The following is a 21,299-nucleotide window of genomic DNA, read 5'->3' as shown; positions in this document are numbered from 1 at the left end:
CGCTTTTTTTACGTCTACTGCTTTCCGATTGGATTAAGCCGAGAAGCCGCCATCAATCGTCAGGCTGGCGCCAGTGATATAGCCCGCTTCAGGACCAGCCAGATACGCCACGAAGCTGGCGATTTCTTCGTCCTTGCCGTAACGTGGCAATGCCATCAAACCCTTCAGTGTTTCAGCGAAATCGCCGTTGGCTGGGTTCATGTCGGTGTCGACCGGACCAGGCTGCACGTTATTGACGGTGATGCCACGTGGACCGAGGTCGCGCGATAAACCCTTGGTCAGGCCGACGATGGCCGACTTGCTCATGGCGTACACAGCGCCACCGGCAAACGGCATGCGATCTGCGTTAGTGCTGCCGATGGTGATGATGCGGCCGCCTTCGCCCATGAAACGTACGGCTTCCTGAGTTGCCACGAACACGCTGCGCACGTTCACCGCCAGTGTGCGGTCCAGATCTTCCAGCTTGAACTCTTCTACAGGGCCCATGGCCAGCACGCCGGCGTTGTTGACCAGGATGTCGAGACGGCCGAAGGTTTCAGCGGCGATGCGAATCGCTTGCTGCAGTGCTGTGGTGTCCGAGCTGTCAGCCTGGATCGCCAGGGCACGGCCGCCCTTGGCTTCAATTTCGGTGACCAGTGCCTGCGCCTTGTCAGGCGAGCTGACATAAGTGAAGGCAACGGTGGCGCCTTCGCGCACCAGACGCTTGACGATGGCGGCGCCGATGCCGCGCGAACCGCCTTGCACGAAGGCAACTTTGTTGGACAGGGTCAGATTGGTGTTGGTGTTTGCAGTCATGATATTGCTCCTTGTTTGGGTAAGAGAGAATGAACAAATTGAATAAATGGCCTGCGGTTTCCTTGGGTTGGACTCGAATTCCGTTTGGCTTGGACTGAAGTATGGGGCAGCGATTATGTTTAAACTAGACAGCAATCACTATCTTCTTTTTAAACATTATGTTTAAAATAGGCCTATGGAATCCCTGACCAGCATTGAGTGTTTTGTCGCCTCCGCCGAAGCCGGCAGCTTCTCCGCAGCCGCACGGCGACTCGGCCTGACCTCTGCCGCCGTCGGCAAGAACGTCGCCCGGCTAGAGTCCAATCTGGGCGTACGGCTGTTTCAGCGCAGCACGCGCAGCCTGCGCCTGACCGAAGCCGGGGAAAGGTTTCTGCAGGAAGTCAGCGGCGGCCTGTCCAGTATCCAGAGCGCGGTCGCCAATCTGGCCAGCGCAGGCGGTCAGCCGGCCGGCGTGTTGAAGGTCAGCATGGGGACGGGATTCGGGCGTGAATATATCGTGCCGCTGCTGAGCGGATTTCTGGAGCGCTACCCGGCCATCTCGCCGGACTGGCATTTTGACAATCGCCCTGTGGATTTGATTACAGAAGGCTTTGACGCCGCCATCGGCGGTGGCATCGAACTGCCACCCGGCATCGTCGCGCGCGAACTGGCGCCGGCACATCGGGTGCTGCTGGCGTCGCCAGCCTATCTGACGCAACGCCCCGCAATCAACACGCCCGACGATCTGGAACAGCACGACGGCATCCTGATCCGCTCACCGCAAACCGGCCGCATCCGTGCCTGGACCTTGCGCAATCGCGACGGCGCGCAGTCCCCGATCAATCTGAAAGTGAAGATGACGATGAGTGACCCGAACGCGGCATGCGAGGCTGCGCAAATGGGGCTGGGCATCACGCTGACAGCAATGCCCCATGCGGTGGTATATATGAAGAGCGGCGCACTGGTGCGGGTGCTGCCGGATTGGCACGTCGACGGCGGGATGCTCGCGCTCTACTTCGCCGCGGCGCGGCTGTTGCCGGCCAAGACGCGCGTGTTCGTCGACTATGTGGTGGAACACTTCCGCCGCGAAGAACTGGCACGGCGTTTCTCCGCCATCGAATCAGTCTAGCGGCTTAGCGACCCTTGGCATTGGCGCGTGCGCCACCGCCAAGGTTATTACCGGCATCTTTCGCGAGCGTCCGATAGCCGAGCGCCGAGCACAGCGTCAACACACCCGCCATGGCAAACGCCCAGTGAAAATCGGTCACCGAAAAATGCGCTTCGCCGCTGGCGAGATCGGCGCCGCCATTAAAGTAAGAAGCGATGCGCAACGCCAGCGCGCCGAACGCAATCCCCATGCCGATAGTCATCTGCTGCGCCACGCTCCACAAGGTTGACGCTGCACTCTTTTGCGCTTCACTTACATCTGCATAAGCCAGGGTCGCCAGCGTGGTGAATTGCATCGAGCGCGATAAACCATAAATGAAGATCGTCATCAATACCACCGGCACCGGGGTAGTCGCAGTGAGTAAGCCGCAAGCCAGCACGAACACGCCGGCAATGGCCGCATTGTTCAGCGCCACGCGGCGGAACCCAAAACGCTGCAGCACGCGCGTGGTGAACATCTTCATGCCCAGGTTGCCCAGTGCACTCGCCAGCAGCAACAACCCGGAGTGAAAGGCCGACAAGCCAAACCCGATCTGAAACAGCAGCGGCAATAAATACGGCACCGCTTCGATACCGATGCGCGTGAATGAACCCGCGACAACAGTGACGTTGAAAGTCGGCACCTTGAGCGTCGAATAATCGAGCAAAGGATGTTCGCTGCGCATGCCGTGACGATACGAAAACACGCCTAGCACGATGCCTGCGAGGATGAACAGAATCGCGACGGTCAGATTGGTTTCGGTGTGGCTGGCCAGCTCGGTGCCATACAGCAGCGAGGTCAGCGCCGTACCGCTCAGGAAGAAGCCAACCATGTCCAGCGGACGGCGCTGCGTGCCGCGCTCATTGGGAACCAGCTTCGCCACCGCGATCAGCGCAGCGATACCGAACGGCACATTGATCAGGAAGATCCAGTGCCAGGAAAAATAGGTGGTGATAAATCCACCGAGAGACGGCCCCACCACCGGCGCCACAATCGCCGGCCAAGTGATGGTTGAAATCGCCTGCATCAGCTTGTCCTTGCTGGTATTGCGCACCACGATCAGACGACCGACCGGCACCATCAGCGCGCCGCCCATGCCCTGCAAGATACGCGCCGCCGTGAACTCGAACACGCTGCCGGAGATGCCGCACAACACCGACGCCAGCGTAAAGATCACAATCGCCGAGCCGAACACCGTGCGCGAACCGAGACGATCCGCCACCCAGCCGCTGATCGGGATGAATACCGCCAGCGTCAGCATGTAGGCAGTCATGCCCAGACTCAATTCATTCGGCCCCACCTTGAACGCCTGCGCCATCTGCGGCAATGCTGTCGCGATGATGGTGGTGTCGAGGTATTCCATGAAGAAGGTCGCGGCCACAATGAAAGGCAACCAATGCAAGCGCGATGAATTCTGTCCGGCTGTCATCCCTGTCCCGTATCTGTCTCTGTTTTATTCTTCTATTGATTCAACATCCGGCCGCGTTCATGCATGCAGAAACGTGACCGCCTCCATTGTCCCTATTAAAACCGCAGGAAATGGATCAGCAACTGCACGACAATGATGCCGCCGATCAAACCACCGCCAAAATAGACGATCACGCCCAACAACATGTTGGTACGGCGCTGCTCGCTCACCAGCTTCTTGAGCAACTCGGCGTTCTGCGAATTCTGATTGTTTTCCGTTGCCATCGTCAGCGCCTGATGCGCCAGCCGTGGCAATTGCGGCAACAACCTGCTGTAACGCGGCACCTCGATTTTCAGCTGCTGCACAAACCCTCGCCAGCCGATCTGCTCGTTCATCCAGCGTTCCAGATAGGGCTTGGCGGTCTTCCACAAATCGAGATCCGGATCGAGCTGACGGCCGAGGCCTTCGACGTTGAGCAAGGTCTTTTGCAGCAGCACCAGTTGCGGCTGCACTTCGACGTTGAAACGGCGCGAGGTTTGGAACAAGCGCAACAGCACCTGGCCGAACGAGATGTCTTTCAGCGGGCGATCGAAGATCGGTTCGCAACAGGCGCGCACGGCAGCCTCAAGTTCGTCGACGCGCGTTTCTTTCGGCGCCCAGCCGGACTCGATATGCGCTTCAGCCACGCGTTTGTAATCCCGCTGGAAGAACGCCAGGAAATTCTGCGACAGATAATCCTTGTCGAAGTCGGTCAGCGTACCAACGATGCCGAAATCCAGAGCGATGTAGCGGCCGAACGTGGCCGGAGCGGTCGACACCAGGATGTTCCCCGGATGCATGTCGGCGTGGAAGAATCCGTCGCGGAACACCTGCGTGAAGAAAATCTCTACACCGTCGCGCGACAGCTTGCCCAGATCGACGCCCTCTTCCAGCAAGCGCGCCGTCTGCCCGATCGGGATACCGTGCATGCGCTCCATCACGATCACGGACGAAGAGCAGTAATCCCAATACATCTCCGGCACCATCAGCAAATCGGAGTTGGCGAAGTTGCGCCGCAGCTGACTGGCGTTGGCTGCTTCGCGCATCAGATCCAATTCGTCGTGCAGATATTTGTCGAACTCAGCAACCACTTCTTTGGCTTTGAGACGGCGACCATCAGCCCACAGGCGTTCAACCCAGTCGGCGGCGACATGCATCAGGCCGATGTCGTGGTCGATGGTGTTGCGCATACCCGGACGCAGCACCTTGACGGCAACTTCGGTGCCGTCCTTCAGGGTGGCGAAGTGCACCTGGGCGATTGACGCCGAGGCGATCGGCGCGCGATCAAAAGTGGCGAACAAGTCATCAGGATGTGCGCCCAGCGACTTCTGAATCTGCGCAATGGCCAGTTCGGAGTCGAACGGCGGCACGCGATCCTGCAAGCGCGTCAGCTCGTCGGCAATGTCCAGCGGCAGCAAATCACGACGCGTCGACAGTACTTGCCCGAACTTGACGAAGATAGGGCCGAGGTCTTCCAGCGCACGGCGCAAACGCTCGCCACGCGGGGTTGAAATATCGCGCCAGAAAAAAATCGCATTCAGAAAACGGGTGATGCGCGGCGTGTCGAAACCGGAGATCGCAATTTCATCGAGGCCATAACGTATCGCGACGCGAACGATCTTGAACAGACGCAGGGAACGCAGCAGCATCAGCGACGCTCCAGCTTCTCTATCCGCTTGGACAGGCGTTCGAGGTCATCGCGCAGTTTGACGACGTCACCGGAAAATTCGGTCATGACGTGAGGACGTATCAGCATCGGCTGTTCTTCCAGAAAGTATTCGGCGACATTTTCGGCGAGTTGTTTTTGCGTAGTTTGCGCAGCGGAGAATGCCGACCTGGCGCCGGACACGATGCGCGTGGCCGCGATGTCGCCGACCACCTTGCTGAGATCTTCTTCGGCATCCCAACGCAGCGACTGGCTCAGTTGGGAAATGGCGTTGGCGAAATCAGCATCGCCTTCGATCTTCACGTAAGAAACGGCGCGCTCGCGGTTGGCAAGAATCAGTGGCACGTCGGACAATTTCACATGGATCGTTACGGCCGGTACGGCGTTTTCATCCGCGTTCTTGAGAAAGCCATCGCCGGTCACGGTCAGCATCAGTTGCGCCAGACCGGCGTCGATGCAAGCAGTCTTGTCGCGATGCGCGACCAGCCGGGCTTGCGCCCACGGTTCCTGAGCAAGCAAATGGTTGATGACGGCAGCGACGGGGCGCATGAAATTAGAGAGCATGGGAATGTGCGGCATCAAAAAAGAAAACCGCCCGAGAGGAGTCGGGCGGTTTCAAGTTTAACAGTTCTTGGCGCTGCCAAGTGACTCCGGGCTTCAGCAGGGTGTGCGGGCAGCCCATGAACCTATCCGGCTACACCTGCTGAATTCCTGCGAGCACCCAGCCCCCGCTGCCGTTGACCGGTTTGGACAGATTCCAGATCTCGGCAAATGGCTCAGCCGAGACATCGGGCGCTTCCTTGATCAGACCGGTGAACTTGATGGTCGCCAGGTAATCGTGCTCCAGCGTTTCGATGCCGAGCAGCTCGCCGTCGATCTGCACGACGTCGGTGTTGTTCGCTGCCGCGCCGCGTTCTTGCAGTTGCAAGCGCAGTTCGCCGAACATTTCAGGCGTGGTGAATTCGCGGATATCGTTGATGTCGGCCTTGTCCCATGCCGCTTGCAGACGAATGAAGTAAGTCTTGCCGTTACGGACAAAACCGGCAACGTCGAAGTCGGCCGGAATACCCCATGGAATGATCGGTGCATTGGCCGCAGCAGCCGCAGTCGAGCCAAACTCATTCGCTTGCAATGCTGCCGGCGCTTGCACGCCGGTTGGCTCGATACGCGAGCCGATTTCCGGGGTATAGACGGTTGGTTCAGCGGCACTGGCGTAGGCCGGCTGCGGATTGAAGCCGCTACCATTGCTGGTTGTATTGCCGCTCTTGCGGCTGAACATGCGGAACAGGAACATTGCCACGAATGCCAGCAAAGCCACCATCAAGATGGTACTGATCATGCCCGCCATTGCGCCGCCCAGGCCGAAATGCGACAGCAACGCGCCCAGGCCGAGGCCCAGCAAGGCGCCGCCGAGGATACCCTTCCATGGGCTTGCCGGTTTAGGCGGCACCGTCTGCGGAGCCGCGGCAGGCGCTGCAGGCTTAGCCGGTGCAACATTGGACGGCGATTGCACAGGGCTTGTCGGCGCCTGGCGCGAATAGTTCGAGGATTGCTTGCCGAAAGAGCCACCGCCGCCGAGGCGTTTGGCTTCGGCGCCGGACATCGCGACCGTCATGGTCGTCAGGGCCAGCATCAGGATTACGAATAACTTTTTCACACGAGCTCCTACAAATTTGTTCAGGCTAGAGTTTGATGCCGGTATGCAATGCCGCCACACCGGCCGTCAGGTTGTAGTACTGCACGCGCTCCAGACCGACGTCTTCCATCATCTTTTTCAGAGTTTCCTGATCGGGATGCATGCGAATCGATTCAGCCAGGTAACGATAACTTTCAGCGTCATTGGCAACTTTTTTACCCAACCATGGCAGCACCGAGAAGGAATACACGTCATAAGGCTTCTTCAGCGGCTCCCAGACTTTGGAGAATTCCAGCACCAGCAACTTGCCGCCCGGCTTGAGCACCCGGCGCATTTCCGCCAGTGCCGCATCCTTGTGCGTCATGTTACGCAGACCGAAGGCTACCGAAACGCGGTCGAAATAGTTGTCCGGAAACGGCAATTTCTCCGCGTCGCACAGCAACGTGGGGGTCGGAATCCCCTTATTCAATAGGCGATCACGGCCCACGCGCAGCATTGATTCGTTGATATCGGTCAGCCAGACTTCACCGGTCGGCCCCGCTTGCTTGGCAAACGCCTTGGACAGGTCACCGGTGCCGCCTGCAATATCCAGCACCTTGAAACCCGGACGGATACCCGCCTGAGCAATAGTGAAGGCCTTCCACACGCGATGCAGGCCGGCCGACATGAAGTCGTTCATGACGTCGTACTTGGCGGCGACGGAATGAAAGACTTCGGCGACTTTATGTACTTTTTCTTCTTCTGCGACGGTTTCGTAACCGAAGTGAGTGGTGTTGGTCATGAGGCAACCTGTTATGAGTAATACGACATTATATAAGGTCAATGTGAGGCGATGCCGTCCGGCATCAGTCACGCAAACGCGCCATCGCGAGTGCATCGACGTACTCACCGGCGCGGAAGGCAAACGCCTTGTGCTCGCCTTCCGTTGCAAAACCAAACTTGCGGTATAGCGCGATGGCCGGGGCATTGTCGCTGAACACCGTCAGTTCCAAGCGACGGATATCGAGCCAGTTGTCGGCAGCATCGACCAGTTCTTTCATCAATGCTGAGCCGACGCCCTTGCCGCAGTGCGCATCATGCACACCCATACCGATCGAAGCCGCATGGCTGCGCCGCCCCGCGTAACGGGTAAGACTGCCCTGAGCGATGACCGTTCCCGCTTCCACTGCGACCAGGTGCAGACCACCGATGGATGGTGCTTCGAGCCATGTGCGTACGGTCTCGAAAGTCTGATGCGGCAAACGCAAGGTGCCGTGGCGAAAACCGGGCTGATTGATCAGTTTGGTCAGGCCGTCGACATCGCCGGGGTGCGCGGCACGGACGATGAAACCGGCTGGTTCAGTGATGGTGTCCACAGGCATGGCCGTTTCCTTTGTCGCTTGAAACGACAGCGCCCGGATCCCTGCCGCTGTCGCGGGTGAAGCCGGCGGCTTCCAGTTTTTGCAGATAGGTTTCCCACATTGCATCCTGGTCGCGGCCAAGCTGATAGAGGTATTCCCAGGTAAAGATCCCGCTGGAATGCTCGTCGGAGAAAATCGGTTTGATGCCGTAGTTGCCGACCGGCTCGACACCGACAATGCCGACATCGCGCTTGCCGGTTTGCAGCGTTTCCTGGCCGGGGCCGTGGCCGCGCACCTCGGCGGAAGGCGAATACACGCGCAACAGTTCGAAAGGAATCGAATACATCGCGCCATCGTCGAAGGCGACTTCCATGACGCGCGATTGCGTGCGGACTTTGAAGGATACGGGCGTAGGACCAGAACTCATTGCTTGCGCTTTCTATTCTGTGAAACGAAGACCGGCTGCTTGGCTTTTATTCTTTGCGGGCCAACCGGCCTTCATGAAGATCGTCAGATCAGGATGTCGCCAGATGACGTTCGATGGCGGTGCGCAGTTGCGGCAGTTTTGCGCGACGCTGCTCCAGCGTCGCCGCCGGCGTGTCGCGCTTGACCTCGGCCCAGACAGGGCTGGGGAAATGCGCGTCGTCGGCATAGCGCGGAATCACGTGCCAGTGCACGTGGGGCGTCATGTTACCGAGGCTGGCGACGTTGATTTTTTCCGGCTGCATGACTTCGCGTACGGCGGCCTCGACCGCCCACACTGCTTGCATGACGGCGTTACGATCAGCCGGCGACAGGTCGGTCATTTCCTTGACGTGGCCATTCCAGATCACGCGGCAGAAGCCGGGATAAGCGGCTTCGTCGACCAGCACGACGCGATAACCGTCGTTCCTGAATACCAGCTGGCCGCCGTCGCCGTCGCACAAATCACAAGCGCTGACATTGCCCATGCTTACACCAGCACACGTTCAATACCGCCGTTGTTGGCGCGCGCCACGTAATCAGGCAACCAGTTTTCACCGAGCAGATGCTTGGCCATTTCGACCACGATGTAGTCGGCCGTCGTGCCCGAATCTTCGTTGTAGCGCGACAAACCCTGGAAGCACGACGGGCACGATGTCAGAATCTTGACGTCGCCGTCAAAGCCGTCTGCACGCACCTTGTCGGCGCCCTTGCGCATTTCTTCTTCCTTGCGGAAGCGCACCTGGGTCGAGACATCCGGACGGCTCACGCCGAAGGTGCCCGACTCACCGCAGCAGCGATCGTTCTTCTCGATCTTTTGCGCGTCGATGGTGGTGATCAGCGAATTGACTGTTTTCAGCGGATCCTGCAGTTTCATCGGGCTGTGACAAGGGTCGTGGTACATGTAGCGGGTACCGGTGACGCCTTCCAGGCGCACCCCTTTCTCCAGCAGATATTCGTGGATGTCGATGATGCGGCAGCCCGGGAAGATCTTTTCGAATTCATAACCTTGCAGCTGGTCGTAGCACGTACCGCACGACACCACGACGGTCTTGATGTCGAGGTAGTTCAGCGTATTGGCCATGCGATGGAACAGCACGCGGTTGTCGGTGATGATCTTCTCAGCCTTGTCGAAGTCGCCGCTGCCGCGTTGCGGATAACCGCAGCACAGGTAACCCGGCGGCAGAACCGTCTGCACGCCGACATTCCACAGCATCGCTTGCGTGGCGAGGCCGACTTGCGAGAACAGGCGCTCCGAACCACAACCCGGGAAGTAGAACACGGCTTCGGTATCGGCCGTGGTCGTCTTCGGATCGCGGATGATCGGCACGATCTTGTCATCTTCGATATCCAGCAAGGCGCGCGCAGTCTTCTTCGGCAGATTGCCGGGCATCTTCTTGTTGATGAAGTGGATCACCTGCTCCTTGATCGGCGCTTTGCCGACCGTGGCCGCAGGTTTCTGCGTCTGCTTCTTCGCGAACTTCTTGAGGATGTCGTTGCCCAGACGCTGAGCCTTGAAACCCCAATCGGTCATCACTTTGCGCGTGGCGTTGATGGTCGCCGGATCGGTCGCGTTGAGGAAGAACATCGCTGCGGTAGTGCCCGGATTGAACGACTTCTTGCCCATCTTGCGCAACAGATTGCGCATGTTCATCGAGACGTCGCCGAAGTCGATATCGACCGGGCATGGCGTCACGCATTTATGGCAGACAGTGCAGTGGTCGGCGACGTCTTCGAACTCTTCCCAATGCTTGATCGAGATGCCGCGACGCGTCTGCTCTTCGTACAGGAAGGCTTCGACCAGCAGCGAGGTGGCCAAAATCTTGTTGCGCGGCGAGTAAAGCAGGTTCGCACGCGGCACGTGCGTTGCACACACCGGTTTGCACTTGCCGCAACGCAGGCAGTCCTTGACGCTGTTGGCGATGGCGCCGATATCGCTTTGCTGCATGATCAGCGATTCGTGGCCCATCAGACCGAACGACGGCGTGTAGGCATTGGACAGGTCGGCTTCAAAGCCGGGCAGATTCAGCAGCTTGCCCTTGTTGAAACGGCCTTCCGGATCGATGCGCAATTTGTACTCGCGGAATTCACCGATTTCTTCTTCGGTCAGGAATTCCAGCTTGGTGATACCGATGCCATGCTCGCCGGAAATCACGCCGTCCAGCGAACGCGCCAGCGTCATGATGCGCGCCACGGCTTCATGCGCATCCTGCAACATCTGATAATGATCGGAGTTGACCGGCAAGTTGGTATGCACGTTGCCGTCGCCCGCATGCATGTGCAACGCAACGAACACGCGGCCGCGCAGCACGCGCTTGTGGATGGCGTTGCATTCTTCCAGGATCAGTTTGAACGCGGCGCCGCTGAAAATCTGGCGCAAGTGCGCGCGCACTTCCTGCTTCCACGACACGCGCACGGTGCGGTCTTGTACGACGTGAAAAACGTTGGCGTCAGGCTGCTCAACCAGACGGTGATCGAATACCGGCAACAGCTTGTCCAGGCCCAGCGCCGCCATCTCATCCTTGGCCACGCGCAGCGGCTTGTCGAGATTGGCCAGCAGATAGGTCCAGCGCGCCTGCGTCTGTGCGATCAGGTCTTCAGCCTGATGCACGCGGTCTTCCAGCATTTCTGCGGCCGGAATGTCTTCGCCTTCGCCGTCATCGCTCTTGCCCAATGGCAGATTGCCCTTGGCGAAGAAAGCGTTGAGTTCGTCCAGGAATTGCAGCTTGTTCTTGATCGACAGTTCGATATTGATGCGCTCAATACCGTCGGTGTACTCGCCCATGCGATTGAGCGGAATCACCACGTCTTCGTTGATCTTGAAGGCGTTGGTGTGTTTCGCGATCGCAGCGGTGCGCGAACGGTCGAGCCAGAATTTCTTGCGTGCTTCAGGGCTGATCGCGACAAAACCTTCACCGACGCGATTGTTCGCCATGCGGATCACTTCCGACGCGGCTTGCGCCACGGCGTTTTCGTCATCGCCGACGATGTCGCCGATCAGCACCATCTTCGGCAGTACGCCGCGTTTGGATTTGGTGGCGTAGCCGACCGCGCGCAGATAGCGCTCGTCCAGATGCTCCAGGCCGGCCAGGATCGCACCGCCCTTTTTGGTTTCAGCATCGAGGTAATTCTTGATTTCGACGATCGATGGAATCGCGTCGCGTGCCTGGCCGAAGAATTCGAGACAGACGGTGCGCGTCTGCTTCGGCATCTTGTGCAGGATCCAGCGCGCCGAGGTGATCAGGCCGTCGCAACCTTCCTTCTGGATACCGGGCAGACCCGACAGGAATTTGTCGGTGACGTCCTTGCCCAGGCCTTCCTTGCGGAATTTGCGGCCGGCGATTTCGAGGATCTCGGTTTTGAAGACTTCAGTCTTCTGGCCTTTTTCGCCAGGATGCGACCACTCGAGCTTGAAGCGCGCGAGTTCCACATCGTGAATCTTGCCGAGGTTGTGATCCAGACGCGTGACTTCGAGCCAGTCGCCCTGCGGATCAACCATGCGCCAGCTGGCAAGGTTGTCGAGCGCAGTACCCCACAACACAGCCTTCTTGCCGCCCGCATTCATGGCGACGTTGCCGCCGATGCACGAGGCTTCAGCAGAGGTTGGATCGACGGCGAACACGAAGCCGGCTTTTTCAGCGGCATCGGATACCCGCTTGGTGACGACGCCGGCGCCCGAGTAAATTGTGGCGTACGGCGTATCCAGCCCGGGCAGCACTTCCATCTCGACTGCGCCGAGTTGTTCCAGCTTTTCGGTATTGATGACAGCCGACATCGGCGTCAGCGGAATCGCGCCGCCGGTATAACCGGTGCCGCCGCCACGCGGGATGATGGTCAGGCCAAGTTCGATACAGGCTTTGACCAGACCGGCCATTTCGTCTTCGGTGTCGGGGGTCAGCACGACGAACGGATACTCGACACGCCAGTCGGTGGCGTCGGTCACGTGCGAGACGCGCGACAAGCCGTCGAACTTGATGTTGTCTTTTGCCGTGTAACGTCCCAGAACCTTGTTGGCGCGCTTGCGCAGGTCGTAGGTACGCTTGAATTCTTCGGCGAATTCGACAATCGCTTTCTTCGCCGCATGCACCAGCGCTTCGACACTGGCGCTACGGCGCGCAGCGTCGGCGTCGCCGGCTTCGCCCTGATTGATATCAATGCGGCGTTTGTCGACTTCGGCCAGACGATGATTGAGCGCATCGATCAGCGCAGCGCGGCGCTTGGGATTGTCGAGCAGATCGTCTTGCAAATAAGGGTTGCGGCGCACCACCCAGATATCGCCCAGCACCTCGTACAACATCCGCGCAGATCGCCCGGTCTGACGCTTGGCGCGTAGCTCATCGAGCAGACGCCATGCATCCTCGCCCAATAAGCGAATAACAATTTCGCGATCGGAGAACGAGGTGTAGTTGTAGGGAATTTCGCGCAAGCGCGTTGGAGTTGCGCCTTGAGGCGCATCAGTGAGCAAAGCCTGGATTTTTGCGGGGGCGTTCATTAATTTGGAAAAAAATCTGCTGCCGGATGTGCATTTTATCTTATTGCCGCCCCTCGCGAGGGAATGCCCTTACTTTTGGCAGAACAATAAGAAATGCTTCTTATTTGCGAATTAATCGCGGCTTTTGCGCGAATTTCCGCATTGCAATATAAAAATTCCTATTGAATTAATAAATACAATCAATTTTTTAATATTGATTGCTTAAATTTATTATCAACTTATCGAAATTTCACCCAAGCCGCTTGGAGAATGCTATGTTGCAACTACTGATTACCGAATTTCTGGAAAATCTAGCCATCACCCTCGCCGAATACGCCGAGTGCAAAGCTTAGGACAGCCATCCGCCAATCCATCGACAAGGATGACTGCCATGATACAAGCACAATTGCGAAAACCATTCCCCGTCGAACAGGCTCCGGCCGAACGCTCCGGCTTCCTGTCCGGACTCCGCCTGCGCCAGATCGCCATGCTGGCGGTCGGCCTCGTCTTCATTCTGGTCAAATCCTACGAGGGAATAAGCAGCTGCTTCCTTGCGCATCCGCAGGTCATGCCAGCCTTGCTCGGCTCCTCTGCGGCCGCCGGACTGACGGCGCTGGGCGCGCTTGGCGTGCTGTTCACGCGCCGCATTTCGGAGCGCACGCAAGACGTCATGCTGGGCTACGGCGGCGGCATCATGCTGGCAGCGAGCGTGTTTTCGCTGATCATTCCCGCCATGAATCAGGCGCAGACACTCGGTTACGGCAAAACTGCCGCCGTGCTGCTGACAGCAACCGGGATCATGCTTGGCGGCCTCTTCGTACTGGCAATCAATCACCTGGTGCCGCACCAGCATTTCATCGCCCCCAATCCTGAGATTCATTCCGCACGCACCAGCCGCATCTGGATGTTTGTGATGGCCGTCACCATTCACAATTTCCCGGAAGGTCTTGCGATCGGCGTGGGATTCGGCGGAGATGAAATGGGCAAGGCGATTGCACTGGCGACCGGCATCGGGATTCAGGATATTCCGGAGGGCCTGGTCGTGGCGCTGGCGTTGCGCACGTTGGGCTACTCGCCGTGGAAATCGGCCGGCGCCGGCATCCTGTCAGGATTAGTCGAACCTATCGGCGGCGTACTTGGCGCACTCGCAACCGGCATATCCGCAACCGCTTTGCCATGGGCGCTGGCGGGTGCCGGAGGTGCGATGCTATTTGTGATCAGTCACGAAGTCATTCCGGAGTCGCATCGCCAGGGACACGAAACACAAGCCACACTGGGCTTGCTGGCAGGTTTCGTGACGATGATGCTGCTTGACACGCTGTTAGGCTAGCCAGTCGGCGACCGCGCGCCAAAAGCCATCCGGCACGTTGAGCAACAGCCACGTCATGAAGATATAGCGGAAAAACTTTCCGATCGCCATGTAAAACACGGACGGCCAGAACGGCAGCTTGAGCCAGCCGGCCAGCGTGCAAATCGGATCGCCCACGCCCGGCAACCAGGCCAGCAGCATGGTCTTGGCGCCAAAGCGCTCCAGCCAGTGAAACCAACGGCTGGTGCGTTCCTTGGCGAAAGTCTGCTTTGCCCCATACCCCATCCAGTAATCCACTACGCCACCCAGGGTATTGCCGACGGTCGCCACCAGAATCACTTGCCAGAATATTTCCGGATTCGCTTTGATGACGGCAAATACAGCAGGCTCGGAGCCGAGCGGCAACAATGTTGCCGAAACAAAACTGATGATAAAAACGGAAGTGAGCCCGACGGTCGGAACGGCAAGGGTTTTCAGTAACCAGAGAATGGCGTTTTCAATCATGCAGGCCGGGGAAGTAAGTTAGGAAGCGTTGAAGGAGGTAAGAGAAATTTGACTGCAAATGGTTTCAATAAGCAGTTTTTCAGCTGCTTTTCTCTGCGGCAGATACGCCGCATGTGCGCACCAATATAAGTCCGTGCGGCGGCTACATTATAATGATCAGTTCGCCGCGACCTTGTCTTTTACCGTTTTACCCATGCGAATGGGGCAAAACGGGGCAAAAATCGCGTAACCAAAACTGTGTGAACGACGCAGAACCTCTGCCCTGACCAGACCATGACCACCGACTACTTGCAGAAAATCCTCACCGCCCGTGTCTACGACGTTGCTGTTGAAACGCCGCTGGAGATTGCCACCAGCCTGTCGCAGCGGATGGAAAACCGGATTTACTTCAAGCGCGAAGACATGCAGAGCGTGTTCAGCTTCAAGCTGCGCGGCGCCTACAATAAGATGGCGCATCTGAGTCCAGTGCAATTGAAGCGCGGCGTGATTTGCGCGTCGGCGGGCAATCATGCGCAAGGCGTCGCCCTGTCGGCAGCCAAGCTAGGTTGCCGTGCCGTGATCGTGATGCCGACCACCACGCCGACCGTGAAGATCGAGGCGGTCAAAGGCCGTGGCGGTGAAGTGGTGCTGTTCGGCGATTCGTTCACCGATGCCTACAACCATGCGCTGACGCTGGAAAAGAAACTGAAGCTGACCTTCGTTCATCCGTTCGATGATCCCTACGTCATCGCCGGCCAGGGCACCGTCGGCATGGAAATCCTGCGCCAGCATTCTGCGCCCATTCACGCGATCTTCGTCGCCATCGGCGGCGGCGGCTTGATCTCGGGTATCGCGGCTTACGTCAAGGCCGTACGTCCGGACATCAAGATCATCGGCGTGCAAACCACCGATTCCGACGCCATGGCACGCAGCGTCAAGGCCGGTCGCCGCATCACGTTGCCGGATGTCGGCCTGTTCTCGGACGGCACGGCGGTCAAACTGGTCGGCGAAGAAACCTTCCGTATCACCAAACAATTGGTCGACGACATCATCATCGTTGACACCGATGCCGTTTGCACGGCGATCAAGGATATTTTCCAGGATACGCGCAGCATCGTCGAACCAGCCGGCGCCTTGGCCGTTGCCGGCGCCAAGGCTTACATTGAACGCGCCAAGAACAGCAAGAAGCCGATCAAGAATGAATCCCTGATCACCATCGCCTGCGGCGCCAACATGAACTTCGACCGCCTGCGTTTCGTCGCGGAAATGGCCGATGTCGGTGAAGCGCGCGAGGCCGTGTTCGCTGTCACGATCCCTGAAGAACACGGCAGTTTCAAGCGGTTCTGCGAAGTCGTCGGACCGCGTAACGTGACTGAGTTCAACTACCGCATCAGCGATGCAAAGTCGGCGCATATCTTCGTCGGTATCCAGACCAGCAGCGCGGACGAACCAGCCAAGATCGCCAAGACGTTTGAGAAGAACGGATTCAGCACGCTGGATCTGACACACGACGAACTGGCGAAGGTTCACATCCGCCATCTGGTCGGCGGCAAAAGCTCGCTGGCGCAGGACGAATTACTGTATCGCTTTGAATTCCCGGAACGCCCGGGCGCGCTGATGCGCTTCCTCAGCAACATGAATCCGAACTGGAACATCAGCCTGTTCCACTACCGCAATCAAGGCGGCGATGTCGGCCGCATTTTGGTCGGGCTGCAGGTGCCGAAGAAGGAAATGAAAACCTTCCGCGCCTTCCTCGACAACCTCGGCTACCGTCATTGGGACGAGAGCAAGAATCCGCTGTACAAATTGTTCCTGGGCTGAACCGTCCAACATTCCAACATATTTCAAGAAACTGAAACACCAGAAGCACGAAGGAAGCAAGACCATGACGCACCCGAATTCACCTGATACCTCGCCGCTGGGCAAGTCCTCCGCCTACCCCAGCGCGTACGATCCGACTTTGCTGTTCCCGATTCCACGCCAGGCCAAGCGCGATGAACTCGGACTGCAAGGTACGCTGCCGTTCTTCGGTATCGACATCTGGAATGCGTATGAAGTGTCCTGGCTGAATCAACGCGGCAAGCCACAGATTGCGATTGCGACCTTCATGATTCCGGCCGACTCCGCCAACATCATCGAATCAAAATCGTTCAAGCTCTACCTGAACTCCTTCAACCAGACGCGCCTCGACGATCAGCAGGCGCTGGTCGATATCGTGCAAAAGGATTTGTCCTTGGCAGCAGGCGCCAGCGTGCAAATTACGTTAACGGAACCGGGCGCATTCTCCGGATTGCATATGGGCGAACTCAGCGGCCTGCTGTTGGATCGCCTCGATATTGAAGTCATCGACCATCACCCCAACCCTGCACTGTTGTTCGCCAATCACGACGAAGCGACGGTGGAAGAAACACTGCTGTCGCATCTGCTGAAATCCAATTGCCCGGTCACCGGGCAACCCGATTGGGGCAGCGTGCAAATTCACTACGCAGGCGCGCCAATCAATCAGGAAGCCTTATTGAAATACCTGATCGGATTCCGTGAACACAATGAATTCCACGAGCAATGCGTGGAACGTATTTTTGTCGACATCCTGCGCCAGTGCAAACCGCAAAAATTATCGGTCTATGCGCGCTACACTCGACGCGGCGGCTTGGACATCAATCCATGGCGCAGCAACTTTTCCGCGGGCCGCGCACCATCCAATCTGCGAAACGCGCGCCAATAAGCCTGTGGCAAGACATTTCCCAAGCAGGATGTAATGCTTTTGTAACCCGCTAGTTACAAAAGCATTACATCCTGTGCATCGTCGGCGGGTAGAGCATTCACCTCTGAATGACATGCCTTTAGCGCCTGCCCGGCAACATTTTGAAACGATTTCCTCCTTTTGCATAAAACTTCTTATGCCATGATCTTGTCTCAATCAGGGACAGTTCAACGGACGATGCATCGTGAGCATCATCCAAGTGCATTCAACAAGATTCGAAACGGACAATGACAATCTAGCATCTGAAGTGTTTTGAAGAAATCGCGTCAAAACCTCCTCAAGTGCATCGTTTTACTTGTTCGTCGCCGACAATTCTTGTTTGTGCACCAACTCAGTTTTCGCCGTAAATCTTCGCTATACAACGGCACGACCACGTCTTTTTTTCATGGCAAGGAAAACGGTCAATTTCCTTCTGGCATGTATCCGGTTGATCCGGCCATGCCGCGCCAATTGCAATCGACCATTCATACCCAATAAAAATATGAGCCAATTTATTCCAACCTCCAACCGACTTTCTCATCGTGCTTTGCTTGCCGGAATAGTTGCCGCTGCCTGCGCCGGTGCATCGCTGCCTGCCATGGCACAACAGAGCGACGATTCCAGTTGGTGGCAATCCGCCAAGAACCACGCTTCGGAAATCATCGACAAGGGTGACGATGCGGTTTACGTCTCCGGATGGGCGCATCACGGCCGCAGCACCTATACCAAAGAAAAACTCAACGAGCTCAACGAACACGCATGGGGTCTCGGCTACGGCAAAACCATGCGCAATGAAGATGGCAATGACGAGTCGCTGTACGGCTTCGTACTGAAGGATTCGCACCGCCATCCACAGATCATGGCGGGTTACGCGTATGAGTGGGTGTTCCCGATCAGTCACACGCCGCTGGAAGTCGGCATCGGCGGCACCGCAATGCTGATGAGCCGTCAGGATTATTTTGGCGGCGTGCCTTTCCCGGTGCCGTTGCCGTTGGCATCGATCGGTACCAAGAAGGCCAAGATCATGTTTTCTTACGTCCCACGTCTTTCACCCAACAAAAATAGCGGTGACGTATTGTTGGTTTTTGGCCGCATCGAAATGTAAAAATTCATCCCGTCATTTCCCCGGTAAAACGACCTCCGCCTACCGGGGAAACGTGATCAATTTGAGCCTTTCGCACGACGACAACCCCGACCAACATTTACTCCATGGCAACAACGGAATTCATTGCGTAACTCCCAAAGAAGCCTATAATCCTGCACAAAAGCCTATCTAGCGCCTTTCTTTTGTGTCATGACAAATCTAGCAAAAATCCTGTCCCCAGAGAACGTCATTCTGGACCTTGAAGTCTCCAGCAAAAAACGAGCATTCGAACAAGCCGGACTTACCTTTGAAAACAACAGCGGTATCGCCCGCTCCACTGTTTCTGAAAACCTGTTTGCACGCGAGCGCCTTGGTTCGACAGGACTGGGTCACGGCGTGGCCGTTCCGCACGGCCGCATCAAGGGACTCAAAGCACCATTGGCGCTCTTCATGCGCCTGGCCGAGCCGATTCCTTTTGAATCGCCCGACGGCGAGCCGGTCAAGTTGCTGATCTTTTTGCTGATTCCAGACAATGTGACCCAACAGCACCTGGAAATCTTGTCCGAAATTGCAGAGATGTTTTCCGATAATGCCTTTCGCGCTGAACTGATTGCCGACCCTGACGCCGCATCTGTCTATTCGCGCCTCGTCACCTGGCAGCCGTCGCTGGAAAAAACCAACTAAGCAAAATATCGCGCGGATCCTTCAGCAAAAGGATCCGCAGCGTCCGCGCACGCATTGACGTAAATTGATGTCGCCACCGCCACTGTAACCACCGTCTTTCGGAGAACCATGCCTTCCTACACCGCGCTATCGATACAGCAACTGTATGAAGAAAATCGCGAATCGCTGCAGTTAGGCTGGTTCGCAGGTTTCCCCGGTGGAGAACGACTGATTTCCGGCGACGCCGCCTCCGCAGCCGATCAGGTCGGCCACTTGAACCTGATCCACCCGGGCCGCATCCAGGTCTTCGGCCATCAGGAAACCGAGTACTACCAACGCCTCTCCAACACCTCCCGCGCCTATCAGACTGCTGAACTGGTCGCCGGTGAGCCGCCCGCTTTTATCATCGCGCAAGGTTTGTCCACGCCGGCCGATATTCTGGCGATCTGTGACGAAAAAAATATTCCGCTGTTCTCCACGCCCTTGCCTGCTGCGCAGGTGATCGATTATCTGCGCGTCTACCTGTCCAAAAAACTGGCGCAGCAAATCACCATGCATGGCGTGTTCATGGACGTGCTCGGCGTAGGCGTGCTGATTACCGGCGAATCCGGCCTGGGTAAAAGCGAACTGGGTCTGGAACTGATTTCACGCAGCCACGGCCTGGTGGCCGACGATGCCGTCGAGTTCGCGCGTATTGCACCGAACATGATCGAAGGCCGCTGCCCGCCGTTGCTGCAAAATCTGCTGGAAGTCCGAGGCCTTGGCCTGCTCGACATCAAAGCCATTTTCGGCGAGACAGCCGTGCGCCGCAAAATGCGCCTCAAGCTGATCGTCCATCTGGTTCGTCGCAGCACGCTGGAAGAAAATTACGAACGCCTGCCGCTTGATGCGCAATTTGAAGATGTGCTCGGCCTGCCGATTCGTAAAGTAGTCATCCCTGTGGCTGCAGGCCGCAATATTGCGGTTCTGCTGGAAGCGGCGGTACGCAATACCATCTTGCAATTGCGCGGCATCGATACGCTCAAGGAATTTATCGATCGCCAGCGCAAGGCGATGAATGGCGAATAAGCGAACAAGCCTTCAGCAAGACCCGGCAATCGACTGATTCGACTGTCGACAACCGGGTCGATCACACGGTAAGCTGACACGACACTGACCTATCAGCTCTGCTTGAGGTATCATCATACTCATGCGTATCGTTCTCATCACTGGCATTTCCGGCTCCGGCAAATCGGTCGCTCTCCATGTTCTGGAAGACGCCGGTTATTTTTGCGTCGACAATTTACCGCCTGCACTGCTGCGCAGTCTGGTGGAAACCCGCTTACAGGAAGGCGATGAGACGCTGGCGGTCGCCACGGACGCACGCAGCGCCGATTCGCTTGCAGGTCTGGGCCCGGATATAGCACTGCTCAAGGAACAGGGACACGACGTCAAGCTGTTCTTCCTGACGGCCACGACCGAATCGCTGATCACGCGTTTTTCAGAAACGCGCCGCAGCCATCCGCTGTCGCACCGTCTGCTGCCCAACCAAAACCCAACTGATCGCCTGACGCTGACCGAGTGCATTCACAAGGAAAGAGAAATGTTGAGCGTGGTCGAAGGTCTCGGCCATGTCATCGACACGTCCAACCTGAGCGCCAATAAGCTGCGCGCCTGGATTCGCGACCTGATCGATACGGAGCAAGCCAGCCTCACCGTACTGTTCGAATCTTTCGCGTTTAAATTCGGCGTGCCGCTGGATGCGGATCTGGTGTTTGATGTGCGCGTACTCCCCAATCCGCACTACGATCTGCGACTTCGTCCGCTCACAGGACGGGACGCGCCGGTCATCGAATTTCTCGCCGATCTGCCTGCCGTCAATGACCTGCTCGGCGACATCCGCAATTTCGTCGAAAAATGGCTGCCCTCATTCAAGCGCGACAACCGCAGCTATCTGACGGTGGCAATCGGTTGTACCGGCGGCCAGCATCGCTCGGTTTATATCGTCGAGCAACTGGCTAAACACTTCTCGGCAAATGAGAACGTCGTGATACGCCATCGACAACTGAGCTGAGCCAAGTTCGGCTCAGCGAGT

General features: G+C 57.4%; 19 protein-coding genes. 8 read left to right on the top strand and 11 right to left on the bottom strand.

Annotation, left to right across the window (positions count from 1 at the left end; translation table 11 throughout):
* Positions 1-33: 33 nt before the first annotated feature.
* A complete protein-coding gene (locus hmeg3_RS04425; RefSeq protein WP_094562652.1) occupies positions 34-795 on the bottom strand; it encodes a 3-oxoacyl-ACP reductase family protein in 762 nt (253 codons plus the stop codon).
* 175 nt (positions 796-970) lie between these two features.
* Between hmeg3_RS04425 and hmeg3_RS04420 the strand changes: the two genes are divergently transcribed.
* Complete coding sequence (locus hmeg3_RS04420) at positions 971-1,903, top strand: LysR family transcriptional regulator (RefSeq protein WP_094562651.1); 933 nt, start codon at positions 971-973, stop codon at positions 1,901-1,903.
* Between the two features lie 4 nt (positions 1,904-1,907).
* Here the strand turns inward: hmeg3_RS04420 and hmeg3_RS04415 are convergent, their stop codons facing one another.
* From hmeg3_RS04415 to hmeg3_RS04375, 9 genes are all read right to left on the bottom strand, one after another.
* The gene (locus hmeg3_RS04415; RefSeq protein ID WP_094562650.1) at positions 1,908-3,350 is read right to left on the bottom strand and encodes a DHA2 family efflux MFS transporter permease subunit; all 1,443 of its coding nucleotides are present in this window, start codon (positions 3,348-3,350) and stop codon (positions 1,908-1,910) included.
* A 95-nt stretch (positions 3,351-3,445) separates the two neighbouring features.
* Complete coding sequence (ubiB, locus tag hmeg3_RS04410; protein ID WP_094562649.1) at positions 3,446-5,017, bottom strand: ubiquinone biosynthesis regulatory protein kinase UbiB; 1,572 nt, start codon at positions 5,015-5,017, stop codon at positions 3,446-3,448.
* Positions 5,017-5,583: an SCP2 domain-containing protein gene (locus hmeg3_RS04405; protein ID WP_094566137.1), complete on the bottom strand. Its 567-nt coding sequence runs from the start codon at positions 5,581-5,583 to the stop codon at positions 5,017-5,019. The genes ubiB and hmeg3_RS04405 overlap by 1 nt, the downstream gene beginning before the upstream one ends.
* Positions 5,584-5,728: 145 nt before the next feature.
* Positions 5,729-6,691: a Tim44 domain-containing protein gene (locus hmeg3_RS04400; protein WP_094562648.1), complete on the bottom strand. Its 963-nt coding sequence runs from the start codon at positions 6,689-6,691 to the stop codon at positions 5,729-5,731.
* Between the two features lie 25 nt (positions 6,692-6,716).
* A complete protein-coding gene (gene ubiE / locus hmeg3_RS04395) occupies positions 6,717-7,451 on the bottom strand; it encodes a bifunctional demethylmenaquinone methyltransferase/2-methoxy-6-polyprenyl-1,4-benzoquinol methylase UbiE (RefSeq protein WP_094562647.1) in 735 nt (244 codons plus the stop codon).
* Between the two features lie 64 nt (positions 7,452-7,515).
* A complete protein-coding gene (locus hmeg3_RS04390; RefSeq protein WP_094562646.1) occupies positions 7,516-8,031 on the bottom strand; it encodes a GNAT family N-acetyltransferase in 516 nt (171 codons plus the stop codon).
* Positions 8,009-8,437 carry a gamma-butyrobetaine hydroxylase-like domain-containing protein gene (locus hmeg3_RS04385; protein ID WP_094562645.1) on the bottom strand — a complete coding sequence of 143 codons (429 nt, stop codon included), beginning with the start codon at positions 8,435-8,437 and terminating at the stop codon, positions 8,009-8,011. The genes hmeg3_RS04390 and hmeg3_RS04385 overlap by 23 nt, the downstream gene beginning before the upstream one ends.
* Positions 8,438-8,525: 88 nt before the next feature.
* Positions 8,526-8,960, bottom strand: coding sequence for an HIT family protein (locus hmeg3_RS04380; protein ID WP_094562644.1), 435 nt, complete (start codon positions 8,958-8,960; stop codon positions 8,526-8,528).
* 2 nt (positions 8,961-8,962) lie between these two features.
* Positions 8,963-12,964, bottom strand: a complete 4,002-nt coding sequence (locus hmeg3_RS04375) for an FAD/FMN-binding oxidoreductase (protein ID WP_094562643.1) — start codon at positions 12,962-12,964, stop codon at positions 8,963-8,965.
* A 370-nt stretch (positions 12,965-13,334) separates the two neighbouring features.
* On the opposite strand from hmeg3_RS04375, the gene hmeg3_RS04370 reads away from it, so the two are divergent.
* The gene (locus hmeg3_RS04370; RefSeq protein WP_094566136.1) at positions 13,335-14,273 is read left to right on the top strand and encodes a ZIP family metal transporter; all 939 of its coding nucleotides are present in this window, start codon (positions 13,335-13,337) and stop codon (positions 14,271-14,273) included.
* Here the strand turns inward: hmeg3_RS04370 and hmeg3_RS04365 are convergent.
* Complete coding sequence (locus tag hmeg3_RS04365) at positions 14,265-14,756, bottom strand: YqaA family protein (protein ID WP_094562642.1); 492 nt, start codon at positions 14,754-14,756, stop codon at positions 14,265-14,267. The two genes, hmeg3_RS04370 and hmeg3_RS04365, sit on opposite strands and share 9 nt — an antisense overlap.
* 273 nt (positions 14,757-15,029) lie before the next feature.
* On the opposite strand from hmeg3_RS04365, the gene ilvA reads away from it, so the two are divergent.
* The 6 genes from ilvA to rapZ all read left to right on the top strand — a co-directional run bounded on the left by ilvA (position 15,030) and on the right by rapZ (position 21,278).
* Positions 15,030-16,556 carry a threonine ammonia-lyase, biosynthetic gene (gene ilvA, locus hmeg3_RS04360; protein WP_094562641.1) on the top strand — a complete coding sequence of 509 codons (1,527 nt, stop codon included), beginning with the start codon at positions 15,030-15,032 and terminating at the stop codon, positions 16,554-16,556.
* A gap of 64 nt (positions 16,557-16,620) precedes the next feature.
* Positions 16,621-17,460, top strand: a complete 840-nt coding sequence (gene queF / locus hmeg3_RS04355; RefSeq protein WP_094562640.1) for an NADPH-dependent 7-cyano-7-deazaguanine reductase QueF — start codon at positions 16,621-16,623, stop codon at positions 17,458-17,460.
* Positions 17,461-18,076: 616 nt separating this feature from the next.
* Positions 18,077-18,583, top strand: coding sequence for a hypothetical protein (locus hmeg3_RS04350; RefSeq protein ID WP_094566135.1), 507 nt, complete (start codon positions 18,077-18,079; stop codon positions 18,581-18,583).
* 189 nt (positions 18,584-18,772) lie between these two features.
* Positions 18,773-19,246, top strand: a complete 474-nt coding sequence (locus hmeg3_RS04345; protein WP_050476568.1) for a PTS sugar transporter subunit IIA — start codon at positions 18,773-18,775, stop codon at positions 19,244-19,246.
* A 108-nt stretch (positions 19,247-19,354) separates the two neighbouring features.
* Positions 19,355-20,293, top strand: a complete 939-nt coding sequence (gene hprK / locus hmeg3_RS04340; RefSeq protein ID WP_094562639.1) for an HPr(Ser) kinase/phosphatase — start codon at positions 19,355-19,357, stop codon at positions 20,291-20,293.
* A 121-nt stretch (positions 20,294-20,414) separates the two neighbouring features.
* Positions 20,415-21,278: an RNase adapter RapZ gene (gene rapZ / locus hmeg3_RS04335; protein ID WP_198361783.1), complete on the top strand. Its 864-nt coding sequence runs from the start codon at positions 20,415-20,417 to the stop codon at positions 21,276-21,278.
* Positions 21,279-21,299: the final 21 nt, after the last annotated feature.

The sequence above is a fragment of the Herbaspirillum sp. meg3 genome (assembly GCF_002257565.1).
GTDB lineage: Bacteria > Pseudomonadota > Gammaproteobacteria > Burkholderiales > Burkholderiaceae_D > Herbaspirillum.
Note: the sequence above shows the minus strand (reverse complement) of the source record. Positions and strands in the feature narration are given on the sequence as shown.

Bases quoted from the DNA above. Each gene is read 5' to 3' on its own strand.
- hmeg3_RS04405 (WP_094566137.1), bottom strand. From the start codon at position 5,583: ATGCGCCCCGTCGCTGCCGTCATCAACCATTTGCTTGCTCAGGAACCG.
- hmeg3_RS04390 (WP_094562646.1), bottom strand. From the start codon at position 8,031: ATGCCTGTGGACACCATCACTGAACCAGCCGGTTTCATCGTCCGTGCC.
- hmeg3_RS04350 (WP_094566135.1), top strand. From the start codon at position 18,077: ATGGCACAACAGAGCGACGATTCCAGTTGGTGGCAATCCGCCAAGAAC.
- rapZ (WP_198361783.1), top strand. From the start codon at position 20,415: ATGCGTATCGTTCTCATCACTGGCATTTCCGGCTCCGGCAAATCGGTC.
- hmeg3_RS04415 (WP_094562650.1), bottom strand. From the start codon at position 3,350: ATGACAGCCGGACAGAATTCATCGCGCTTGCATTGGTTGCCTTTCATT.
- ilvA (WP_094562641.1), top strand. From the start codon at position 15,030: ATGACCACCGACTACTTGCAGAAAATCCTCACCGCCCGTGTCTACGAC.
- hmeg3_RS04365 (WP_094562642.1), bottom strand. From the start codon at position 14,756: ATGATTGAAAACGCCATTCTCTGGTTACTGAAAACCCTTGCCGTTCCG.
- ubiB (WP_094562649.1), bottom strand. From the start codon at position 5,017: ATGCTGCTGCGTTCCCTGCGTCTGTTCAAGATCGTTCGCGTCGCGATA.
- hprK (WP_094562639.1), top strand. From the start codon at position 19,355: ATGCCTTCCTACACCGCGCTATCGATACAGCAACTGTATGAAGAAAAT.
- hmeg3_RS04425 (WP_094562652.1), bottom strand. From the start codon at position 795: ATGACTGCAAACACCAACACCAATCTGACCCTGTCCAACAAAGTTGCC.
- hmeg3_RS04345 (WP_050476568.1), top strand. From the start codon at position 18,773: ATGACAAATCTAGCAAAAATCCTGTCCCCAGAGAACGTCATTCTGGAC.
- ubiE (WP_094562647.1), bottom strand. From the start codon at position 7,451: ATGACCAACACCACTCACTTCGGTTACGAAACCGTCGCAGAAGAAGAA.
- hmeg3_RS04370 (WP_094566136.1), top strand. From the start codon at position 13,335: ATGATACAAGCACAATTGCGAAAACCATTCCCCGTCGAACAGGCTCCG.
- hmeg3_RS04385 (WP_094562645.1), bottom strand. From the start codon at position 8,437: ATGAGTTCTGGTCCTACGCCCGTATCCTTCAAAGTCCGCACGCAATCG.
- hmeg3_RS04420 (WP_094562651.1), top strand. From the start codon at position 971: ATGGAATCCCTGACCAGCATTGAGTGTTTTGTCGCCTCCGCCGAAGCC.
- queF (WP_094562640.1), top strand. From the start codon at position 16,621: ATGACGCACCCGAATTCACCTGATACCTCGCCGCTGGGCAAGTCCTCC.
- hmeg3_RS04380 (WP_094562644.1), bottom strand. From the start codon at position 8,960: ATGGGCAATGTCAGCGCTTGTGATTTGTGCGACGGCGACGGCGGCCAG.
- hmeg3_RS04375 (WP_094562643.1), bottom strand. From the start codon at position 12,964: ATGAACGCCCCCGCAAAAATCCAGGCTTTGCTCACTGATGCGCCTCAA.